This is a genomic window from Iodobacter arcticus, from assembly GCF_042664895.1.
GTDB lineage: Bacteria > Pseudomonadota > Gammaproteobacteria > Burkholderiales > Chitinibacteraceae > Iodobacter > Iodobacter arcticus.
This window is the reverse complement of sequence record NZ_JBHTBQ010000026.1, coordinates 44,295-64,726: the sequence shown is the minus strand read 5'-3', so window position 1 is coordinate 64,726 and position 20,432 is coordinate 44,295. Positions and strand designations below refer to the sequence as shown.

19 protein-coding genes are annotated in these 20,432 nt (G+C 46.2%); 9 read left to right on the top strand and 10 right to left on the bottom strand.

Features of this window, described 5'->3' with window-relative positions; translation table 11 throughout:
* Positions 1–578 precede the first annotated feature (578 nt).
* The 5 genes from ACFQNF_RS20850 to ACFQNF_RS20825 all read left to right on the top strand — a co-directional run bounded on the left by ACFQNF_RS20850 (position 579) and on the right by ACFQNF_RS20825 (position 3,344).
* Positions 579–902 carry a DUF7716 domain-containing protein gene (locus tag ACFQNF_RS20850; RefSeq protein WP_465262213.1) on the top strand — a complete coding sequence of 108 codons (324 nt, stop codon included), beginning with the start codon at positions 579–581 and terminating at the stop codon, positions 900–902.
* A gap of 157 nt (positions 903–1,059) precedes the next feature.
* Positions 1,060–1,653 carry an imm11 family protein gene (locus ACFQNF_RS12740; RefSeq protein ID WP_380188328.1) on the top strand — a complete coding sequence of 198 codons (594 nt, stop codon included), beginning with the start codon at positions 1,060–1,062 and terminating at the stop codon, positions 1,651–1,653.
* Positions 1,654–1,723: 70 nt separating this feature from the next.
* Entirely contained in the window at positions 1,724–2,164 is a 441-nt protein-coding gene (locus ACFQNF_RS12735) for an SMI1/KNR4 family protein (RefSeq protein ID WP_380188327.1), read from the top strand.
* Between the two features lie 123 nt (positions 2,165–2,287).
* Complete coding sequence (locus tag ACFQNF_RS12730; RefSeq protein ID WP_380188326.1) at positions 2,288–3,022, top strand: Imm26 family immunity protein; 735 nt, start codon at positions 2,288–2,290, stop codon at positions 3,020–3,022.
* A gap of 145 nt (positions 3,023–3,167) precedes the next feature.
* Positions 3,168–3,344, top strand: coding sequence for a hypothetical protein (locus ACFQNF_RS20825; RefSeq protein ID WP_417448718.1), 177 nt, complete (start codon positions 3,168–3,170; stop codon positions 3,342–3,344).
* Between the two features lie 617 nt (positions 3,345–3,961).
* On the opposite strand, the gene ACFQNF_RS12720 is transcribed toward ACFQNF_RS20825, so the two are convergent.
* From ACFQNF_RS12720 to ACFQNF_RS12710, 3 genes are read right to left on the bottom strand one after another with little or no spacing between them, the layout of a single operon-like run.
* Positions 3,962–4,102, bottom strand: a complete 141-nt coding sequence (locus ACFQNF_RS12720; RefSeq protein WP_380188325.1) for a hypothetical protein — start codon at positions 4,100–4,102, stop codon at positions 3,962–3,964.
* A complete protein-coding gene (locus tag ACFQNF_RS12715) occupies positions 4,053–4,574 on the bottom strand; it encodes a nuclease-related domain-containing protein (RefSeq protein WP_380188331.1) in 522 nt (173 codons plus the stop codon). The genes ACFQNF_RS12720 and ACFQNF_RS12715 overlap by 50 nt, the downstream gene beginning before the upstream one ends.
* The gene (locus ACFQNF_RS12710) at positions 4,574–4,753 is read right to left on the bottom strand and encodes a hypothetical protein (protein WP_380188324.1); all 180 of its coding nucleotides are present in this window, start codon (positions 4,751–4,753) and stop codon (positions 4,574–4,576) included. Before ACFQNF_RS12710 ends, ACFQNF_RS12715 begins: the two co-directional genes overlap by 1 nt.
* Positions 4,754–5,498: 745 nt before the next feature.
* Here ACFQNF_RS12710 and ACFQNF_RS12705 point away from each other — a divergent pair.
* Positions 5,499–6,554, top strand: coding sequence for an extracellular solute-binding protein (locus ACFQNF_RS12705; RefSeq protein WP_380188323.1), 1,056 nt, complete (start codon positions 5,499–5,501; stop codon positions 6,552–6,554).
* Positions 6,555–6,705: 151 nt separating this feature from the next.
* On the opposite strand, the gene ACFQNF_RS12700 is transcribed toward ACFQNF_RS12705, so the two are convergent.
* From ACFQNF_RS12700 to sbcD, 6 genes are all read right to left on the bottom strand, one after another.
* Entirely contained in the window at positions 6,706–6,831 is a 126-nt protein-coding gene (locus ACFQNF_RS12700) for a hypothetical protein (protein ID WP_257722027.1), read from the bottom strand.
* A gap of 103 nt (positions 6,832–6,934) precedes the next feature.
* On the bottom strand, positions 6,935–7,402 hold the full coding sequence (locus ACFQNF_RS12695) for a DUF1097 domain-containing protein (protein WP_380188322.1): 468 nt from the start codon (positions 7,400–7,402) through the stop codon (positions 6,935–6,937).
* Between the two features lie 201 nt (positions 7,403–7,603).
* Positions 7,604–8,746 carry a ribosome small subunit-dependent GTPase A gene (rsgA, locus tag ACFQNF_RS12690; RefSeq protein WP_380188321.1) on the bottom strand — a complete coding sequence of 381 codons (1,143 nt, stop codon included), beginning with the start codon at positions 8,744–8,746 and terminating at the stop codon, positions 7,604–7,606.
* 592 nt (positions 8,747–9,338) lie between these two features.
* Positions 9,339–10,373 carry a hypothetical protein gene (locus tag ACFQNF_RS12685; protein WP_380188320.1) on the bottom strand — a complete coding sequence of 345 codons (1,035 nt, stop codon included), beginning with the start codon at positions 10,371–10,373 and terminating at the stop codon, positions 9,339–9,341.
* Positions 10,374–10,565: 192 nt separating this feature from the next.
* Complete coding sequence (gene sbcC, locus ACFQNF_RS12680) at positions 10,566–13,967, bottom strand: exonuclease subunit SbcC (RefSeq protein WP_380188319.1); 3,402 nt, start codon at positions 13,965–13,967, stop codon at positions 10,566–10,568.
* Positions 13,964–15,175, bottom strand: a complete 1,212-nt coding sequence (sbcD, locus tag ACFQNF_RS12675) for an exonuclease subunit SbcD (RefSeq protein ID WP_380188318.1) — start codon at positions 15,173–15,175, stop codon at positions 13,964–13,966. The genes sbcC and sbcD overlap by 4 nt, the downstream gene beginning before the upstream one ends.
* Positions 15,176–15,377: 202 nt before the next feature.
* On the opposite strand from sbcD, the gene ACFQNF_RS12670 reads away from it, so the two are divergent.
* A complete protein-coding gene (locus tag ACFQNF_RS12670) occupies positions 15,378–15,587 on the top strand; it encodes a DUF2061 domain-containing protein (RefSeq protein WP_380188317.1) in 210 nt (69 codons plus the stop codon).
* 377 nt (positions 15,588–15,964) lie between these two features.
* On the opposite strand, the gene ACFQNF_RS12665 is transcribed toward ACFQNF_RS12670, so the two are convergent.
* On the bottom strand, positions 15,965–16,309 hold the full coding sequence (locus tag ACFQNF_RS12665) for a YkgJ family cysteine cluster protein (protein ID WP_380188316.1): 345 nt from the start codon (positions 16,307–16,309) through the stop codon (positions 15,965–15,967).
* A gap of 115 nt (positions 16,310–16,424) precedes the next feature.
* Here ACFQNF_RS12665 and ACFQNF_RS12660 point away from each other — a divergent pair, with 115 nt between their 5' ends.
* Both ACFQNF_RS12660 and ACFQNF_RS12655 read left to right on the top strand, forming a co-directional pair.
* The gene (locus ACFQNF_RS12660; protein ID WP_380188315.1) at positions 16,425–17,012 is read left to right on the top strand and encodes a HutD/Ves family protein; all 588 of its coding nucleotides are present in this window, start codon (positions 16,425–16,427) and stop codon (positions 17,010–17,012) included.
* A gap of 186 nt (positions 17,013–17,198) precedes the next feature.
* The gene (locus tag ACFQNF_RS12655; protein ID WP_380188314.1) at positions 17,199–19,970 is read left to right on the top strand and encodes a collagenase; all 2,772 of its coding nucleotides are present in this window, start codon (positions 17,199–17,201) and stop codon (positions 19,968–19,970) included.
* The last annotated feature ends 462 nt before the right edge of the window (positions 19,971–20,432 follow it).

The window sequence follows — 20,432 nt, the reverse complement described above, 5'->3', positions numbered from 1 at the left end:
TGATTTATGCGCCCTTATTCCCCGCATGCTGCATGCCTTACTCATTGCTAAGCCTTGCCCGCGAGGGCGATTAACTGAGTAAGAGACATAATCAGGTTAAGTAATAATGAGTTAGTCAACTATATTTGGGATTTTATATCTTTATAATATGTAAAAAATAAAACGAAAAAAGGGTATTTGCTGCCACATAAAACGTGCTTTTATTGTTGCCTGAAAAATATCATTATAAATTATACTATCACGTGTATTTTTCAAATAATTTATCTTAATTTTTAATTATCTAAGCAGTAAAAAAACAAAGGGTGGATTAAAATTCAGCCTTTGTTTTTCTAACCAGCGTAAGAGGTAGTTCACATATGGAAGCAACAACACTACAGCGAAAAATTATTGAATAAAAACAACAAAATATAGCAAGTAACAAAGCAAGTTAACTGTGCTCTGTCCCCAGTTTTCTCCAGAAAAATACATATCTAGTTAAATACGACACAACATAAAAAAGCAGACCGAATTAAAGACTCGCTCTACCCCGAACAACAGGATGGGTTAAAAAAATTAAATTATAGACAGAGGTATTTAAAATACACATCTTACTTGAACTAAATGAAGTCTTTGCTAACCCTCACATGCATTCTGGCTGGCTTTTCTTGGGCTCAAAACCATGGACCCTTATTTCAAAAGGGTTTTTCTATAAAGTGAATATGGATCTTTCTATGGAAGAGGAAAAAAAAGAAAGAGAAAAATTAGTTTCTGAAGGCTGGATATCTACTTTATCTATAGAGGATATAGAAGATGTCATTGATAATCTTAGTCAGCAAATTGAGGCTCCTACACAAGAGCAGATCTTAGCTGCATTTACTTTTTATTATGAAAATGATGCTTTTTTTGAGTGTGATGAAGAATGAAATACTTGCAGCATAATTAAAACTATAATTTATTCAATCAAATAAGCAACATGGGGAGAGTACTTACTTTCTCAACTAGTAGGAGAAGGCTTCTCATGTTATCTGACTTGTTTGACAAGGGGAATTAACACTCATAGAAGGGAAAAGGTGGTTTGTGATGATGTACATTATGTCGGAGAAAAAAAATATCTATGGAATCATAAAGTTTGATCATAGTGTTTTTGATTACCAATTATTTCTTCAGGGCTCAAGCCTCAAAGGTGTGATTGATACACCTTTATTATATGAATTAGAAAAAAAATCAAGCATTAAGGTGCTATCTAAACTTCACATCATTAGGTCAACTGGCCCAGAGTTAGTCAGTAATTCTCTACGAAAAATAATAGAAGAAATTGCACCTCATGAAGTCGAATTTTTTGATGTTGAAATTTATTCAAACGGTGAAAAAATAGAAGGATTCAGTTGCATTCATCCTTTGCGAGTTATTGAAAGCATCGACATGGAAAACAGTGAATACAAATTAGATAATTTTGATCCAAAGAATCCAGAATACTCTTTTTATTTTATGAAGATAAAAAATGAAATAGAGTACGAACCAAAAATAGCTAGATGCTATGAGTTTCGTTTGAAACTGCTAGTTAATGATGAAATAAAAAATGCTTGTTTTAATTCAAAACTAAAGGGTATGGTTTTTTATCGAGCTCTCGATATGACACCTAAAAATAGATCTTCTTACGAAGAAATTAAATAACAATAATTTGACAATTAAGATTAATATAATTTCACTATATTCATATAAACTTAGTTAGAATAAAAAAATAATGAATAAAAACGAAATTAGCTTAGTACTTAGCAAGTGTCTTCCTTTGGAGAACAGGACGCTAGATACTCCGAGCCCAGAAGACTGGGTTAATGTTGAGAATTACTTTAAAACTAAATTGCCGCAAGAATATAAATATTTTGTTGATTTAATGACTGATTTTTCATTTCCGGGTGATATATATAACCCAACATCAAAAATATTAACAAATGGCAACGATGACATAATTCTTGTGTATGAGATAGAAATAAAAAAATCTAACTTCTCTAAAAATTTAATCCCTTTTTACGGCATAGGAAATGGTGATTATTTTTGTTTATCTATAGAAGATGGCGAGAAAACTGCTGTTTACTGCACTGATCATTCAACAGGTGAAGTAAGCAAAGAGGCGGACTCTTTTGAAGATTGGATAATTGAAATTCCTAATTTCCTTAATGGCTAAAAGATAAGCTACAGGAACGAGTCTTGTATTAGCACATACATGTTAATGCAGGACCTAACCCTGTAGTTTTGTTATGAAACATAGCCTTAATTTAAAAAAGTAATTAGAAAAAATTATTTTTAAATGTTAAAAATTTCAACTGAAATTGAAATTTTAGCTGAGGATGTAGTAATGGGCTGGTGGAATATACCCGATCAAAAAGATGCCGTTATTGGTGATGCGGTGCTGGATTCAATACGGCATTTTTTAAAAGAATTTAGTCATGAATATATCGAGGATTTAGGCAGAAAACCTACCCTGCTTGAGCTTGAATACGCCTTATCGCTGGCATTTAAAGTAAATGTAGATGATGAGATTGCCAGTGGTATGGAAGAGCTTGAAATTAAGCAAGTCGTATTAAAAACGGCTAAACGGCCCAAGCGATTTAAACCCATACTAGGAGATTTATTTGCCTTCCGTTATGATGAACAGCGTTATTGTTTTGGCAGGCTTATCTCAAAACTAAATATGGGGATGGTTGCGGAAATTTATGACTATTTCTCTGCTCATCCTATATTTGATCCAAACTATGCAGATAAATGGCTGATTAGCCCTGTAATACTTAATCCATATGGTTTATTTGAATGTCGATCGGAAGGCGAATGGCTAATTATAGACAAAACGCCTAATTATGTTGTCTCTGAAAAATTCAATGACGTATTTTTTGTTACAGGCACTCCTGGCAAGCTCCAAGCCGTGCGAGTTGATAATTCTAGATTTGATATTAGCCAAGAGGAAGCCATCGGCCATAGAATGTATGCATACTATGATGATGCCCATATTAAAGAACTGATTACCGACGCATTAAAAAATAAATAAATAAACAGGGAGCAATAGTATTGCTCCCTGTTTTGGCGAAAGCAAGGTTGTTAGATTAAATCAGAGCTTCTTCACCACCTACCGCATTATTTATCCCGATGGCAGCTCAGATCGTTATGAATACGATGCCAACGATAACTTGCTGTTGCATATTCGCCCCGACGATAGCACCGTGCAGATGGCTTACGATGATAAAGACCAACTGATCCGCATTACCGATCCGCTGGGCAATATCTGGCTGCGCGAATACGACGACAAAGGCAATCTGCTCAAAGAAATCGATCCTAAGCAATACGCCACCCGCTATAGTTACAACCCGTAGGGCCTGCCTACTGCGATTAAAGATGCCAAAGGCGGCATAAAAAAACTGGTCTATTTACCCAGCGGCCATCTCACCCAATATCGCTATGGCAGCGATGGCAGTCTGTTGGTCGTTAAACAGACTGATGGCACCGAGGCCAAATTGCAACTTGATGCCGAGCGCTGCTTAGTTATGCTGAGGCAAGAGCGTATTTGTTCTTAATTTATTTATCTGATTATGCCGCTTGCTTAGTAACATTATAAATATTGTAGGGCGGGTGAAACCCGCGTATTTATTCAGCATCGCTCGCGGGTTTCTCTCGCCCTACAGATTCAAAAACCAAGCCCAGCACTCAAGGAATTCATCGACACAGAGCCATTGAGCAAGAGGCATAATCAGGTCTATTTAACTTGAAATCTGTGTTATTTATTAAATTAGCTCATTATTTTTTACAATCAGCCATAGCTTCATCCCAAAGGTAATATGCTCCAAATCTTTAGCTGATTTTTGCTTCACCTCCGGCTTGTTTTCCCTTGTCGCTTAATTGAGTTTTTTCGCCTGCTTGTTCAAGTAAGCCATCCATAATCAATCGATCAATAAATTGCTGAGTACTCATGCCTAGCTTGGATGTGGTGAGTTTATTTGTGGGCTCCAGCAGCAGGTGTTTTTTCTATTGTTTGGTGGATGGCATTGTTTGCTGTTTCATTAATTCCAAATTTTTCTCTGTAATCAGGCGTCAATGGGCAATGCTGCTTGGCAATCATTTCTGCGATTTCCATTGCTGTTTCGCTGCTGACCATTTTTTGCCATGCTGCTAAATATATGAATGATGCTTGCATTGTCTACATTGGTTTTTGTTAGCCAATCTTTGATTTGTTCAGCTTTAATTATATTCTGGCTGTCTATTTTTTTAGGTCTGGTAATGCGCTGATGATTACTTAGCATTACTATATTAGAAAAAGAGGGAGTTAAGCTTATGCCTAGCCGAGTGGGCATGGGCGAGCTGTTGATTAAGTCTTTTAATACAGCGATATGTTTTTCATTCTGAACGAGAGGGCTGGCAATACCTATGGGTTTTTTGTGATACCAAGCAGTAAATTCACCTACTTCATTGATTTGTAAATCGGCTGAAAAATTCTTTGTTTCAATTACAAATATTTCCAGAAAGCGATTAATTATAAGGTGATCAATTTGTGCAACACGTCCTTTATGCTCAATCCGAAAATCATGAATGACTGCCCATTTTTTGATTATTTTAAGTAAAAATCAATTTCATATGCGCTGTCTTTTTTGCCTTGATGACCTTTTTGCAGGCGATAAATTTCCTGTTCGATTTGCTCTCGTTGTTTGCTGTTGATTGAGGGGAGGGTGGTTAAGCGCTTGAGCTCATCGAGTTGTAGCTGTTTATCGTCAGTATTTTTGATAATCATTAGTCAGTTTTAAGTATGGTTGTTGTTTTATATTCTTAATTATATATTTTATAATATTTTTTTTCGTAGTCATTATTTTGAATAATATTTGTAAGCTTTGGTTTTTTTAATGGTATAGGGGGTGATACAGGCTTGTGTGCCATCTTGGCCTGAGCCAAGCGGCTATGCCAGTAGCTTGATCTGGTTTTGCGTGTATGCACCACGAAAGGCGTTCGACTTTTACGGGGAGGCTTAGGGGAGGTCTGGCAATGGCAACTGTTCAGCTTTAGAAGTCACTAGGCTACTGGGGCTTGTTGTTTGCCCTTTATCTATACTTATTTTAGGTAAAGCACATGGTTTTTCTCGTTTGCTCACTGTAACTCGTTAGCGTTTTGTCCCGTTTTTGAGGCTTGGCTGAATGTACGTGGCATAGTATGCTTTCTTTGTTTTTTCTGATCAATTGCTTACTTACTACTTAATTAATGACAAATGAGATAAACTTCGCTCGGGTAATTTTTTTATAATATGAATGTGATATTTTCATAAAAAATTCAGGATGGTTTGTTTTTTTTCTTTTTTAAACAATAAGTTTTACTAATAAATAGAAAAAATAATCATAATTTTAAAATATGCTAAATTGGTTTTTTTTGCTGTTTTTCTTGAGTTGCTTACTTTGGGGATTTATAATAAGCAATAAATAAGATAAATATATTTTTTGCTTATTATATTTATTTTTCATAAGGTGCCTATTAGATTGAGAGTTGAAATGAAGCGCTTCTTTTTGCGTTCTGCGTTTGGGATGGTATGCATCAGTGCGTCGTCCGCCGTTTGGGCGGCTGAGGTGCTGCGTGTTTTAGCTTGGCCAGGCTATGCAGACCCGGATTGGGTGAGCGAATTTGAAAAGCGTCATGATGCTCGCCTAGAGGTCACCTTTATTGATACTGATGAGGCTTTGTGGGAAAAACTGAGCAAAAACAGAGGAGAATTTTTTGATGTTTTTGCGGCGAATACGGCAGAATTACAGCGTTATATTGATCAATCGATCGCCGCACCGATAAGAGCGGCTCGCATTCCTAATACTAGACATCAGCTGGCTAGATTTAGAAAACTAGATAAAATTAAAAGTATTAACAGAGATGGCTATTTATATGCTATTCCTTTTGCATATTCTGAAATGGGCTTGATTTATGATAAAAATCAAATAAAACAAGCCCCCACATCAATGAATGAAATGTGGAATAAAAAATATAAAGGTAAAGTTGTTTTACATGATGGCAGTAATCATAATTTCAGCTTTGCTGCACTGACAATAGGTATTAAAGATCCATTTAATTTATCTAGAAATGAAATGGCACATTCAGTTAACCGTTTGCTGGAATTACGTGATCAGGATCCTTTTTTTTATAATAGTCCGGAAGAAGGAACGCAGGTCTTTATAAAAAATAAAGCTGCTTTGATGTTTGCTAATTATGGTAATCAGCAGTTTAAATTATTGCGTGCGGCAGGGGCAGATGTAGGCTATATCGTGCCTAAAGAAGGTGCTTTGGCCTGGCTTGATTGCTGGGCGATTAGTATTAAGGCTAGAAATAAGCCATTAGCAGAGCAATGGATTAATTTTACGCTGGATAAAATGGTGAGCATTCAGCTCACGCAGCGTCAAGGTTTGTCTAATACTTTGGCTAAATCGAATATAAGCGCTCGGGATAAAATTATTTGGATTCAATCATCCGAAGATTTTTCTTTACGCACTCAATATTGGGATCGAATCCGTGCCGGTAATGGAAAAAATGGTAATAGCAGGCCAAAAAAACCGGTGATTTAAGCACTGAGGCGCCAAGATATACAAAGCTGCTTATGTTTAAATGAAAGTTTGGTAAGCTTATTGCGGTATTGATCAATGTTTAGCTGGGTTTAATAGCATGGCGTTCGATACCGAACGCCTCGCATATCAAAAATAGTGTGTTCAATTTGATCTATTTCGTAAGCATAGGCACGGCATCGCCGGCGTGTTTCTTCACTTGTTTAGCTGCTTTCTTTTCTTTAGCGCTTAGCAGTGGGTGCTTTTTAGTTTCTTTAACGCTTTGTTTAGACTTGCTCATGGCTTTATTCCTTTATAGGGCGCTGGCAAATGCGCAGCACACTTTTAGTATAGGCCGATGTAAGAGATATAAAAGCCAGATTTAAGCAAATATAACCCTTGTTTTAATCCTTGGGTGAGCGGTGGTTTAATCCTGCTAGCCATAAGCCACTGTTTTTCATGGCATAGCCAAATGCCAAGCCGATCAGTAAAGAAGCGCTCACCAGTTGCCAGTTGCCTCCCCCCGCAAAAGTCGCGCAGGCCCCAATAAATGTACCCGGTATAAAGCCCAGCCAGCGCTGCTTGGCCTGAATACACATCAAAAACGCCACCACGCCGGTGAGTAGATAGCCAGCAATCTCTAACTGCGGCGCGAGTGCGCTGCCTTGAATCACCACCATCGCCCAAAACACACCGCTGCAGCAGCTTAAGGTGCTGAGCAGCAGGCCACGCACACCGCCCTGTGGGCAGGCAAAATAAGCCGTGCAGCCCAAAAACCCCGCCCAGCTTAATAAGCCAAAAGACACCGCCACCCAGCCCCAAAGGCCAGAAAGAACGCCCGTGGTGATGGCAATCATTAAAAGAGGATTCATAGTCATCAGCAAAAAAGGCCGCAGTGTAGCGGATTAAGCGGCTTTTTCTTTGATTAAAATCTAGTTTCTGTTGGCATGATGATTTTCGTAGGAGTGGCTTTTGCCACGAAAGTGCTGCTGGTTAAAATATTCGCGGCTAAAGCCACTCCTACGGCGTAGATTCTTTAAGTGAAGAGGATTGGACGACTGGGGGATGCTCACTTAATCGATCTGATTTTTCCGCTGTGCCCTCGCACTTTTGCTGCGTATTTTCCACACTGCTAGCTGTGCTTGTTTTTGCAATGGGGTTTGGCTTTCTCTGCCAAGCTCCCGCAGTAGTTTATGAAAGCTTTTTAAGCGATCGCTGCTGATCTGATCCCGCACGGCGCAATCTGGCTCGTCCCTGTGTTGGCAATCCCTAAAGCGGCAATGCTCCGCTAGCGCCGCAATATCGGCAAAGGCAGCGTGGATGCCAGCTTCATCGCTATCTAGGCTGATCGTGCGTAAGCCCGGTGTATCGATAATGCAAGCGCCATTCGGGCATAGATGCAGGCTGCGTGAAGTGGTGGTGTGTCGCCCACGGCTGTCATCCAAGCGTACTGCACCGGTGTCTTGCACTTGGGCGCTGATTAGCGTGTTGGTCAGCGTGCTTTTGCCAGCACCTGATGAGCCAAGCAGTACCACGGTTTGGCCTGCAGCCAGCCACGGCAATAAAGCTTCCCTCGCCAAATCGCCTCGGCCATCCAGCGCCAGCAGCTCGATATGCGCGGGCAGGTGGGCACGAGCCTGTGCCATTTTTTCAGCCACTTGCGGTGAGCAATCAGCCTTGGTGAGTACCAGTAGCGGTATCACTTCATTAGATAAGCACAGGGTGAGATAGCGATCCAAGCGGCGCAAATTAAAATCATGATCTAGTCCCATCACCAAGAGGGCGAGATCAATATTGGCGACCAAGGCCTGCCTTTGTCCCTCAGCATTACGGCGGCAGAGGCGATTTCTTGCGGGGAGGATGGTTTCTACCCATGCATCATCTTGCGGGCTAAACAGCACCCAATCGCCCACGGCCAGTGTTTCACCGCTGGCATGTAGATGGTGATGAAGAGCCGGTCGTAGCCGTGCTGGGCTTTCAGCTTCACCATCGTGCAGCAGGACGTGATCGCGTTGAATATTACTGATACGGGCGAGTTGCAGCGGTTTGGTGCTTTGTTCTGATTGAGCGAGGTGAAATGCTTGTAGAGCATGCTGATCCATAACCAAGTCGCGTTGAATATGACTGGTGTGGGCGAGTTGCTGTGAAATATGGAAAGCTTGTAATGCGTGCTGATCGAAGCCGATAGCACGTAGTTTTTCTATAGAGGGGTACATGGTCTTATCCGAAAGACGAGTCAAAAAGCCATAAGCAGTCTATTGAAAGCTGCTAGGCAAGAAGCTGGGTCGGTCGGATAGAGTTGGGCTGCTAAATCTAGCTGATGTATCCGACCGCAGTGGAAATAGGCGCAAATGTATTCATGGCTTGTCCTCGGTCGGTGAATGGAAATGGCACAGTAGGCTGGGCCGTCGTCAAGGTCAAGCTGGATGAGGAAGATTGTTGCAAAGATGTTGAAAGGATTTAGCTGGTTGCTTAATCCTAGCAAATTAAGGATCTGTAACGTAGGAGCGGCTTTAGACGCAAATGTTTTTATACATAGCGCTTTCACGGCTAAAGTTGCTCCTATGCTCTTCATTCCTTTTTTTTAAATAGGGGGCCGAACTCAATTACAAGTACTTTCGCTGAAATTTAATACGTGAAGCGCCTCTTTGATTATCTCGATCATGGATTTACTCGGCGTATTTATCTACTTTGGCTTTGCTTATGCTTGCCTAGGGCCTTTGATTAAGCAATGTTTGCTTAGCCTTCAGTGATATGAGGGGGCGTAATCACTTGCGCCCCCTGTGTTGTTTTTAATGAAATTACATTTCAGGCGGTCGGCTTGGTAGCCAGATCAATTTGCCGCACGCTGCCTGCTCCGCCATGCTCGCCAAGCCATACACTGCTCGCGCGAATCTGGCCCAGTACTTCGTCATCTTCTTTAAGCCCGTATTCGGTTTGCACGCTGGCTGTGGCCATTGCACCTATACCCGCTTGCGCCAGCGTTTGAACCCGCCCGGTTGATTGATCGCCGCTCTGCCAGACTTTTAAGTCTTGATAAGCGGCATCGCCTTCGTCTATCCAGCCATTGTGGTCATCGTCAAGCTTAGCCAAATCACTAAAGCCATTACCGCTTTGCGGGCCAAATAGCTCGCTGCCATTATCGGCCACGCCATTATGATTTCGGTCTAAAAACAGCAGCCCAGAGTTGGCATCAGGCAGGCGCATCCTTTCTTTTTTACCATCATTATCTAAATCAAAATCCACGCTTTGTTGACTGAGCTTAGTGGTGGCTGGCCCCATATCGACAACAAGCGGATCTTTCAGCGTAAGCCATTCTGCACCCACGATGCGTGTGCTTTCTGTGCTCTGTGCATTCTGATAGCCAACGTCAAATTGCCGCGTACTGCCATCTTTCAGGCAAACCTTGCCGCTGGCATTAAAGCTGCAGCTTTCACTGGTCTTGGTATGCTCAACAGCTAAGAGTTTGATTGTGATGGGCTGCGGCTTGATAGGGGCTGAGGCGGCACTTGCTGCATCCGTACTGCTGTTGGTAGGAGTGGTATTTTCAGGGCAAGGTGTGGCCGGTTTGCTGGTGGGATGGCTGCCAAACAGCATTTCCCATAGCGATTGAAAACGCTCTTCTTTACTCTTGTCTACAGCTTGGCTGGCATCTACCTGCTTAGCCTCTGCTTGTGGAAGTAAGCTAGCCATGGCTTTTAGCTCTTGATTAAAGAAAGCTGCAAACTGGCCTTTTGATGGATCAGTGGAGGCATCGCCCTCTGCCATCTGCAAAGATTTCCAGCTTTCGCTGCTGCTGGCCTGATGGCTAGTGAGCTTTAAATCACTCTGCTCGATACGCATGATATTTCCCTTTAGTAAATGCGGAAGGAAAGTAGCGAGCAGCATAATTTATGCCAGTGGGGATGAGAGGTGGGTGGGTGACGTAGGTTGTGGTTAGCGTGTTACCTGCGGTTTTAAGCAGGCAACACGCGTAACCCAACACGCCTTTGTGGTTCGTCTGTTGGGTTACGCGGTAAAGCTGCTAACCGCAACCTACGTTTTATTTCCTGAAAACGCATACTGCTTATCCATTTGACTCAGCCCCAATCCTGCCGATTTATGGATTTTTAGTTGCACGGGGATGCGTTCTTTCAGGGCTTCTACGTGGCTGATGATGCCTATCATTTTGCCGCTGGCGTTGAGGTGATCTAGGGCGTCGAGGGCGATTTCTAGCGTCTCGCCATCTAGCGTGCCAAAGCCTTCGTCTAAAAACAGCGAGTCAATGGATGTCTTGTGGCTAACCAGATCAGACAGCGCTAAGGCCAGCGCTAGGCTGACTAAAAAGCTTTCGCCACCCGAGAGCGTTTTGGTGTCTCGCGCCACATCGCCTTGCCATGTGTCGATAATTCCCAGCTCTAGCTCGCCTTTACGCAGCAGCTGGTAGCGGCCATGCAGGCGTTCTAGCTGACGATTTGCCAGATGAATCAAATGATCCAGCGTTAAGCCCTGTGCAAATTTGCGATATTTTGCACCATCGGCCGAGCCAATCAGGCTGTTGAGATGCTGCCAGTAATCGTAATCCACATTCTTGGCTGCGATCTCATCAAATAGCACCGACTGGCCGCTGCGCCTTGCATCATCCCCCTGCAACGCCCCGCGAATTTCGCCTTGCCGCTGAGCTAGCTGGGTGATTTCTGCGCTGAGGTTGGTTAGCTGCTCATCCAACTCGGGCAAGGCTAGCTCTGTTTTTACCTCTGCTTGCAGCGGCGCTAAGGCTTGTTCGGCACTTCCCAGAAGGGTATTGGCAGTAATTAGCGCGGTATCGAGCTGCTGTTTTTGCGCGCTTAATGCATTGCGCTGATCGTCTTCCAAGCGTGCGGCCATAAAAGCGGCTTCATTATCAAAAGGGCTGGCTGCCAGCGCGGCCTGCCATGCGCTGCTAGCGTGTTGCCGCTGATCCTGATGCTCTTGCTTGCGCTTTTGTAGGGTAATTTCCCGGCCTTTTTGCTGACTTATCTGATCTTGCAGGCTGCTGATCTGCGCGGTGCAAGCGGCTAAATCGGCCTCGGCTTGGCGGGAGTCAGCCAGCGCCGCTTGCGGGGCTGCACCCGTTTCCTGCCAGCATCGTTGCCAAGTTTGCTCTAACTGCTCAGCCGCTTTTACCGCCTGCTGCTGGACGATTAAATCTTGTGCTAGTTGTTGCAACTGTTGCTGCGTGGTCTGCCAGCTTTGCCATAGCGATTCTTGTGCGAGCAGCCAGGCTTTGCTGTCCGTAGGCAGTGCTTGTTCGGGCAGAGATAGGCGCAAGGCCTCATTTTGGGTGGTTATTTTCTCAGTGAGTTGCCGCTGCCTTTGGATTAAATCTTGCAGATGAGCCTGGGTGTTTTCCAGTTTTTGCGTCAGCAATTGCAAAGCTTGCTGACTGTCGCTGAGTGCTTTATCAGCGGTGAGCCTTACTTTTTGTGCGTGCTCAAGCTGTGCCTTGTCTGTGCTCAACTGATTTAAGGCAGCTTCTACGGCTTGCAGGGCTGCGGCGTGTTGCTGGCTGAGTGCAGCTAAATCTGGGGTGTGGAGTGCCAGCTTGGCGCAGAGCAGATTCCACTGTTGTAGTTGCTCTGCGGCTAGTGTTGAGGATATTTTCTGCTGAGATTCAAGTGCGCTAATTTCAGCTTCCAACTTAGTGAGGTCAAGCTTGAGCGCTTGTCCTTCTTCGGTAAGCTTTTCCAGCTCCGCCTGTTTGGCGTCCAGTGCGGCAGCAGTGGCAGAAACATTCAGCGCTTGGTAATCATGAATAGCTGGATGCTCAAGAGACCCGCAGAGCGGGCAGGCTTCATGGGCTTGCAATTGTTGGCGGTAGGCTTCCAAACCTTGAATGCGTTGCTCTTGCTCTAGTAGTTTTTTCTTATCGCTGACTTGTTGTTTCAAATCGCTAAATGTCAGCCTGAGCGTTACCAGTGCCAGTTCTTTTTGGCCTAATAAGGCTTGTTTTTCGTTGATTACCACCGCCAGATCGCCTGACTGTTGCTGTGTTTTATGTCGGCTATTTTCCAGATCTGCCAGCTTGCCGATGTCTACGCCACGCGCAAGTAAGCTTTGTTTTTGCTCCCAAAAAGCCGCTTCATCTTTGCCAGCAAGCAGGGCCAGCCATGCCACTTGCGCGGTATTTTCTGCCAGCGCCGCCGCTTTACTTTCTATTTGTTTACCAGTAACGCTTAGCCTGAGTGCCGCTTGCTGCTCATTTAGCGATTGAATATCTTGCTGATGGATCTCTGCGGCTAGCCTGCTGATTTCGCTTGCTTGCGTATTTAAGTCTTTAAACTGCGCCCGCCAGCCCACCAGCTGCTCACCCAGTTTTGCGTGCTCAGGGCGCTGGGTGCTGATTAATACACTCTGCGCGGTCTGGGTTTGGCCGAGCTGGGCGCTGCTCTGCTGGCTGAGTTGTGTAGCCAGTTGCTGTGCTTGCCAGAGCTTGGCTCTGTGTGTCTCAAGTGCGCTGCCTTGTTCTGTTTTCAGCTGTAGCAGTTCTTGCTCGGTGCGGGTCAGTGCCTCTATCGCTTGGCTTAATGCGATGTAAGGCAGTTGCAACTTGGCCGCTGGCTCGCTTCGGGCGAGTTGATCAAGCTGTGGCTGGGCGCTGGCAAGTGCGGCAAGGGCTTCTTGCTGGCGAAAAATGGCGTCAGCGTGTTGGCGATTGGCCCTGCTCAGCGCTTCGCGCCATTGGCGATTGGTTTGCACCTGGCTTAGCTGGCTTTGCAGCGCGTGTTCGGCTTGGGTTAAGTCAATAGTCTGTGTATGTAAGTCGCTACGCTGCTCTTCGCTGAGCAGCTCAACGCCGGAAGCCTTGGCGCGTAGCTGATCGAGCATTTGCTTGCTGCTGCGGGTTTGCTCAAATACCGATTGTGAAATCTGGCCGTAAATATCGGTGCCGGTTAGCTCTTCCAGTAACTCTGCTCGCTCGTTGGCGGCGGCATTTAAAAAGGCCGCAAAGCCACCCTGTGCCAGCAACATGGATTTGGTAAAGCGGCCAAAATCAAGGCCGGTCAGGCCTTCTGTGAGTTTGAGCTTTTCATTAATCTTATCGCTGAGGATTAGGCCTGTGGCATCCGCCAGCTCCACTCTGGGTGCTTGCAATGCGCCGCTGGCCAGATTACGCGCACGGCGTTGGCTCCAGAAAGCGCGGTAGCGGCTGCCTTTCACTTCAAACTCTACTTCAGCAAGGCAATCGCTGGTGTGGCGGGTCATCAGCTCATTGCTGCTGGCCGAAATGCTGCTCATGCGCGGTGTTTGGTGGTAAAGCGCCAAGCAAATGGCATCTAGCAAGGTGGTTTTACCCGCGCCAGTGGGGCCAGTAATGGCAAATAAGCCGTTATCTTTAAAGGGCGCGGCGGTAAAGTCGATTTTCCACTCGCCTTTTAAAGAATTCAGGTTTTTTAAACGCAGGCTAAGCAGCTTCATGCTTTGGCCTCCTGCAGCATGGTGACGGTTTGTGCATAGCGTTTTTCCAGCTCGATCAAGAGTGGCGCTTCGATTTCTTCACTGGCGATGCGCTGGGTAAATACATCGGCAGGGCTGAGCTCGGCCAGCGTTTCCTTGCTATCCGATTGCCAAGTGCTGGCGGCATTGCCGCGCTCTCTGCGGATGCGCAGCACTTCTATCTGCGTGTCTTTAGTCAGCTCTTCTATACGGCTTTGTAAGTCGCTGAGGTAATCATCGCTGCTGACCAGCACTTCTAGCCAGATGGATTCGTCTTTTGCGAGCGCTCTGATGGCAGACTCCAGCTCGGCCAGATTGCCGCGTAAGGAGATAAGCTGCTGAGATCGAGGAATGGCGAGTGGCTCAACCGCTTGTAGGCCCTCATGATTTAAGCTGACCAGCAGCACTTCTTTGCTTTGCTTCGCCTCATCAAAGCTCAGTGGAATTGGCGAGCCACAGTAGCGAATATGCTCAAAGCCACCGACTTTTTGCGGCCGGTGAATATGCCCCAGCGCAATATAGTCAGCAGGTGGAAAGGCGCTGGTGGGGAAGGCTTCCAGCGCGCCAACATAAATCTCACGCACTGATTCACTGGCGCTTGCGCCAACCGTGGTGAGATGGCCGGTAGCGATGATGGGCAAGGTTGGTAATCCAAGCTCCATGCGCGTATCTAACGCCCGCTGATATAGCGTTTGATAGTGCTGAAAAATACCCTCTTGCAAGCTGAGCTGCTTTTCATCGCTGCTTTGCCCCGCCACGCTTTGCTGCACATCGCGCGCGCGGATAAAGGGAATCGCACATAACACGGCTCCGGCGCTGCCGTCTTTTTGCCTGAGCAGCAAAACCTGCGTAGCGTGATCCGCCGCCACGCCGGGGATCACGCTGGTGTTTAGCTCGGCAAGCAGCGATTTGCTTTCACCTAAAGTGGCAACCGAGTCATGATTCCCCCCTAAAATAATCAACCTAGCGCCCGTTTTGCTGAGGGCCACAATAAAGTGGTTGTAAAGCTCGCGCGCATAACTAGGCGGCGAGCCGGTATCAAAAATATCCCCAGCCACCAAAATCGCATCGGCATTGTGGGTGATTGCGCTAGCCAGCAGCCAGTCTAAAAAAGCCTGATGCTCAGCCTGGCGCGTCTTGCCCATAAAATGCTGGCCCAGATGCCAGTCCGAGGTGTGGATGATTTTCATATGTTTGGGCTGTGATTCAGTGTGTGGGGGATTATGAAGGCTGGCAGGTAGGGCGTCTTGCGCTTCTTTGTATAATAAAAAACTACCGACATAAAAACTTGATAGATTTTCGCTATAGATGGGGTGTAAATATTCAATTGGTATTTCAAAATAGGAATGAATATCATTTGTATTGATGATTTTACATAAAGAGGATTGAAGCATGGCAAAGACAATTACTTTTGCGATGGTGCACTTTAGCGTAGCTTTTAGTGTGGCCTATCTGATCACAGGCAATATCGGTATGGCCGGTTTTCTGGCCTTAATTGAGCCTATGGTCAATACCGTTGCCTATTTTTTTCATGAAAAAGCATGGGATGCTTACCGGCTGCGGCGCAGTAAACATCCGCAAGGTGAGCATGTAGTGACATAGCCGCTACTCTGAGGTGTACAGCTTATGAGATGCCGTTTTTAAATAGATTTTCTGGGGAAATCAAGCCCTGATCTTTCCTGAAAACCCGCGTAATGGGCTGCCTCCGTGGTTTGACAAAGTGTGAATGAAACGTCAATAGACACTAAGCGTTGGGTGGTAGAAAGGACGTTTGTGTAGATGGGCAACTTTCCTTGCCTATCTAAGGATGACGAGCTTTTAACGGGCATAGATAGAAAATATTGTGTGGCTTGCGATGATCAAAAAATGTTTGGCAAATTGTGCTGAGCCATTTCAAAACGGCTTCTAAGGCTTTTCTTCGCGAAGCGCTGTGTATTCTATGGCCGCCATAGCTCAAGATTCGGTTTTTGTTTCACACATTAGCAAGGTATTTCGGCTTCTTCCTGCGGCTGATTAATAATCGGGCCCAGATTATAAGCCCGCCTCGCTTTATTGCATTGCTCGTCCCCTGCCATCACTTCTTTGCAGCTACTCGAGCGCTGTGTGTAGATGCCGCAGCTTACTTGTTCGCCCACTTTTCCTGCTAAGGCAATGCAATGGCTGGGATGGCGGTCTGTGCCGCGCATGGCGACATAAGTAGAATGGATAGGTATGGTGAGCTTGGCAGGCACTGTGCCGCCAGGGGCCGTATCGGTTTCTCCCCAGTAAAACGAAACCCGAAAGTGAGCGCAGCAGGCGCCACAGCTCTGGCAATCATGACTCATTGTGGATAGTCTGCCGAAGTAGCATTAGGATGGTTTTCTTATATATTGCTTTTTTATTGTGTCAGTAATATGGCAGATTTTGATATTTTTTGTAGAGATAAATAAAGGATTCCGTATGGCTAGCGTATTGCGTCACTCAGATTTACCCGTGCAAGCTTGGAAAAATGGCGGCGGAGTCACGTCAGAAATCATTATTTTTCCGAAAGACGCTAGCCTCGCTGATTTTGACTGGCGTATCAGCATGGCTACGGTGGGGGGGGATGGTGGTTTTTCAGAGTTCACGGGTATTGATCGCAGCCTTGCCTTGCTGGCGGGGAAGGGGCTGGCTTTGCAATTTGCTGATCAAGCCCCATTGCAGCTGATGCCTAGGGATGAGCCGCTGCGTTTTGCTGGCGAAGCCCAAGTTTATGCGCGTTTATTGCAGGGTGAAGTGCTTGATTTTAATGTAATGACGCGGCGCTGCAGATATCAGCATTATTTACGTCAGCAGCTTTTTAGCCAGCCTGAGACATGGTCTTTTGCCGGGGAGGGCGGCTTATTATTTTTGGCTGCGGGGGAATCTGTGTTGTGCAGAAAAGGCGAGCTGCAGTTTGTTTTAAAGCCTTTTGATAGCCTGCATCTCAGTGCAGACGACGCTGGCGAGTGGCTGTTAGTACCCTATGGCGAGGTGTGCCTGCTGGTGGCCGAGCTGGAAAAATGCTGAGTGATACGCTGTGTTTTTCTGCTGGTTTGTTACTTAAATAAGTAATATTGCTTACAATAATTTGTGTATTTACTTTCGTTGTTTATGTTTATTTCTTTCTTTTATGTGTAAATTTGTTTATTTAAACAACATATAAGCAGATAATGATGTTCTGATTTTGTAAGCTTTACTCATTGGAACTGACTTATGCGTGTAAAAAAGTTAATAAATAAGCGAAGTACACAGGCTGGTTTGCTGGTCATTACACTCGCCAGCATGATGGCCGCTTGCGTAACATCGGGCAGCGATGGTGCGGCGGAGGCTAGCCCACCACCCGCCGCAAGCCAGCAGGGGCAATTAGAGCATGCCCCTGTTTTGGGCGAGCAGCCTAGCCGCCCTTTTGGTTTGCCGCCTCAGGCCGGGGCAAAAATAATGCCTTCCAATAAGGCAGCGGGGCAGACGATGGGTGCATCAACAGCACCTGTCTATGCAGAATGTGATCAGCGCTTGTTTACTTTATCTGGCGCGGCGCTGGCTAGCTATGTAGCTACGGTAGAGGGGCGATGCATTAGCCGTCTTTTTGATGCTGATGCTGCAACCTACCCGGTGATCTCGGCTGCAAATATGCAGGCGGTGGCTCAGGAGGCGCGTTTGCGTGCCAGCCAGTGGGATCCGCGTAAGCCTAATGGCCTCTGGCCCTTGGCGACTTTTTTAAAAGCAGGTTATTTCACCCAGTACAGCCACGCTAAAGAAGTGGGCGAATATGGCCGCTTGGTGGATCAGCCTGTCATGCAGGTGGTGAGTGCGCTGGCAGATAATCCGGCGTTATGGATGAACCCAGCAGAAGACGAATCTCAATCGAATGAAGCATGGCTGCGCCAGAATGATGCGCGGCAAACCGTGAGCGAGACGATGATTCTGGCTGATTCGGTGCGCCAGCCAGAATATGCACTTCCGCTGCTCGCTACATTCTTTGGCCATTACCGTGGCCCGCTTAAGCAAAGCTATGCCCAGTTTGCCCTGCATCCTATGCAAACTACTTTATTCAATATGCATGGCCAGAGCGGCTTTGATCAAAAGGTGGCCGCTGGCCAGCTCGATGGTTTAGTGACGTCTTTGGCGGCGATTTTGCGCCAAGGCCGGGCGGCGTTTGTGGATGAGCAGATGTTTTTAAACACGCTGCGTGAAACCGGCCGCTTTATGCTTTACCCAAAAACGACGCCACTGGCCGAGCCTGCGGTAGCCCTTCATCTTAGTGCAGAGCGTTATTCGGCAATCTGGGCAGAAGCCGTCTATGCCTTGAAGAAAATCGCTAAAGTGCCTTGCGATCGTTACAACATTTGCAATGCCGAAGCCGAGCTTAAAACCCGTTTATTTCCAAATCGCTGGTCATTTGATAATGGCAATTTAGTTTTTGAAACGCCGCTAAGCCGCAAGCAGGTAGAGCCGCTGTATTACGCCATGAAGCAAGTTGAGGCGCAGCTTAAGCGGGTAAGCGGTGTACGGGAGCCAGTAAAAGATGATCCAAATGCACGTTTGCGTATGGTGATTTATGGCACAAAAAGTGATTACAGCCGTTTTCAGGGCTTACTCAACGATTTATCCACCGATAACGGTGGCATCTATATTGAAAACGGCGCTACTTTTTATACCTTTGAGCGCACCAGCCAGGAAAGTACGCTGTCTTTAGAAGAGCTTGTCCGCCACGAATATGTGCATTATTTATCCGGCCGCTTTATTCAGCCCGGCATGTGGGGATCCAGTGAATTCTTCCGTGATAGCCGCCGTATGCCTTGGTATGACGAAGGCTTTGCCGAATTTATGGCGTGGAGCACTTCGCGTGAGGGCATTAAAGTGCGTGGCCATGTGGTGGATGTGGTGGCGAATAACTGGCCAGCCAGCTTTCAAACGCCAGCGCAAATTATGCGTTCCAGCTATAGCGATGGCTGGGATTTCTACAGCCATTCGGCGCTGTGGTTCTACTTTCTGCATCGTAATGAGCCGGGTATTCTGGCCGATGTGCTGCTGCAGTTAAGAATAGACGATGTAAAAGGCTTTGATGCGCTGGTTAAACGCTTAGGTGCTGATACGGCCTTAAGCGCTCGGTTTAAAGACTTTGTAGAGCAGCAGGTCACTTTACAACGTGCAGGCAAGCTGGGAGACACCTCAACCATCGAGGGCATCGATTGGCTGGCTCAATCGGCCTGGCAGCTGGGTGATGCAGCACAAATTCAGGCTTTAATCAGCAAGGAGCTGCCTCTGGCTTGCCGTATCTGGGCAGAAGGGGCAGGCAGCGAGCTGCGCCGCTTTGAATGCACAGGTTCCTTAGGCATTCGTGCAAGCACGCTGACACAAGCGCATCAGGAAAGCGAAGTCTTGTTGAATAAAGCGCTGCAAAACTTGCAAGGCCGCGCCAATAATATGCTGGCTGTTAATTGCTTTGCCAGCGATTATCAGCTGGATGCGCATCGTGCCGCACTGCGTTGCGAAGGCCCGCTAGCTAAGGGCACAGGCACAACACCAACCCTTACGCCAACATCACCGCCAGTTCAACCAACAATGGTGCCGACCAGCCCGCCAACACGGCCTACTGCGCTGCCAACGGCTGTACCAAAACCGACTGCGCCTCCAACACGGCCAAGCCCAGTGCCAACCACTACGCCAACATCGCCACCCGCCAATCCAAACACTCTGGCCTTGTTGCAAACGCGTTTTAGCAGCACAGGCCGTTGCCTGCGCGTTACGCTGGGGGCCAATCAGCAGGTCGATCGTTTTGTGCTGGTGAATTCGGCCAAGCTTGGACGGATTAATTTTGCTGAATATGGCAGCTTCACCTATCGCCGTGATGCAGATCAGGCAGGGCTGGCAGACAGCATTATCGTTCGCCTGCAGCGCGGGGCAGAGTTCAAAGATATCCGTGTGGTGCTGGATGCAAAGCCAGTGAATCAAAGTGAAGAGGCTTGCTGGGCAGGGGCTTAAGTGGATTTGATCGATTTAATCTTGCTGAATATTGCGCGATAAGTTGGTCCAATTGATTATATTCTTGGGTCTTATTACCAGAAACAGCCTTGCGCACTTTAAAATGGCAAGGCTGTTTTTGATCATGCTTTGTGGCTTTTATAAGTTTTAACTACTTGTAATTAATGATTTTTTACAATTTTTAAGACGACCATTAAGCCCTGATTTTTAGGAAGTAAATCGCCCTGTTCCAACAAGCCCTCCGCCTTGTTTTGGCTTGACAGCCCACCCTTACACGGCCGAAGATGCGCCCACTATGATGAATCTGACCCGCGTTTATTCTTATTATTATCTGGCTTGCCCACAGGCAGCCCGATGGGTCGCGTTCATCTGAAACACACAGAATGAAGCATCCAAGGCCGCCAAATCAGGCGGCCTTTTTGCATTCTGGCCTGCCTGATTTGTTGGTTCTTGAGGTTTACA

What these genes read in the sequence shown, in the direction of transcription:
- ACFQNF_RS12740 (WP_380188328.1), top strand. Translation starts at nt 1,060, where the DNA reads ATGATGTACATTATGTCGGAGAAAAAAAATATCTATGGAATCATAAAG.
- ACFQNF_RS12735 (WP_380188327.1), top strand. Translation starts at nt 1,724, where the DNA reads ATGAATAAAAACGAAATTAGCTTAGTACTTAGCAAGTGTCTTCCTTTG.
- ACFQNF_RS12730 (WP_380188326.1), top strand. Translation starts at nt 2,288, where the DNA reads ATGTTAAAAATTTCAACTGAAATTGAAATTTTAGCTGAGGATGTAGTA.
- ACFQNF_RS12720 (WP_380188325.1), bottom strand. Translation starts at nt 4,102, where the DNA reads ATGGAAATCGCAGAAATGATTGCCAAGCAGCATTGCCCATTGACGCCT.
- ACFQNF_RS12710 (WP_380188324.1), bottom strand. Translation starts at nt 4,753, where the DNA reads ATGATTATCAAAAATACTGACGATAAACAGCTACAACTCGATGAGCTC.
- ACFQNF_RS12705 (WP_380188323.1), top strand. Translation starts at nt 5,499, where the DNA reads ATGAAGCGCTTCTTTTTGCGTTCTGCGTTTGGGATGGTATGCATCAGT.
- ACFQNF_RS12700 (WP_257722027.1), bottom strand. Translation starts at nt 6,831, where the DNA reads ATGAGCAAGTCTAAACAAAGCGTTAAAGAAACTAAAAAGCACCCACTG.
- ACFQNF_RS12695 (WP_380188322.1), bottom strand. Translation starts at nt 7,402, where the DNA reads ATGAATCCTCTTTTAATGATTGCCATCACCACGGGCGTTCTTTCTGGC.
- rsgA (WP_380188321.1), bottom strand. Translation starts at nt 8,746, where the DNA reads ATGTACCCCTCTATAGAAAAACTACGTGCTATCGGCTTCGATCAGCAC.
- ACFQNF_RS12685 (WP_380188320.1), bottom strand. Translation starts at nt 10,373, where the DNA reads ATGCGTATCGAGCAGAGTGATTTAAAGCTCACTAGCCATCAGGCCAGC.
- sbcC (WP_380188319.1), bottom strand. Translation starts at nt 13,967, where the DNA reads ATGAAGCTGCTTAGCCTGCGTTTAAAAAACCTGAATTCTTTAAAAGGC.
- sbcD (WP_380188318.1), bottom strand. Translation starts at nt 15,175, where the DNA reads ATGAAAATCATCCACACCTCGGACTGGCATCTGGGCCAGCATTTTATG.
- ACFQNF_RS12670 (WP_380188317.1), top strand. Translation starts at nt 15,378, where the DNA reads ATGGCAAAGACAATTACTTTTGCGATGGTGCACTTTAGCGTAGCTTTT.
- ACFQNF_RS12665 (WP_380188316.1), bottom strand. Translation starts at nt 16,309, where the DNA reads ATGAGTCATGATTGCCAGAGCTGTGGCGCCTGCTGCGCTCACTTTCGG.
- ACFQNF_RS12660 (WP_380188315.1), top strand. Translation starts at nt 16,425, where the DNA reads ATGGCTAGCGTATTGCGTCACTCAGATTTACCCGTGCAAGCTTGGAAA.
- ACFQNF_RS12655 (WP_380188314.1), top strand. Translation starts at nt 17,199, where the DNA reads ATGCGTGTAAAAAAGTTAATAAATAAGCGAAGTACACAGGCTGGTTTG.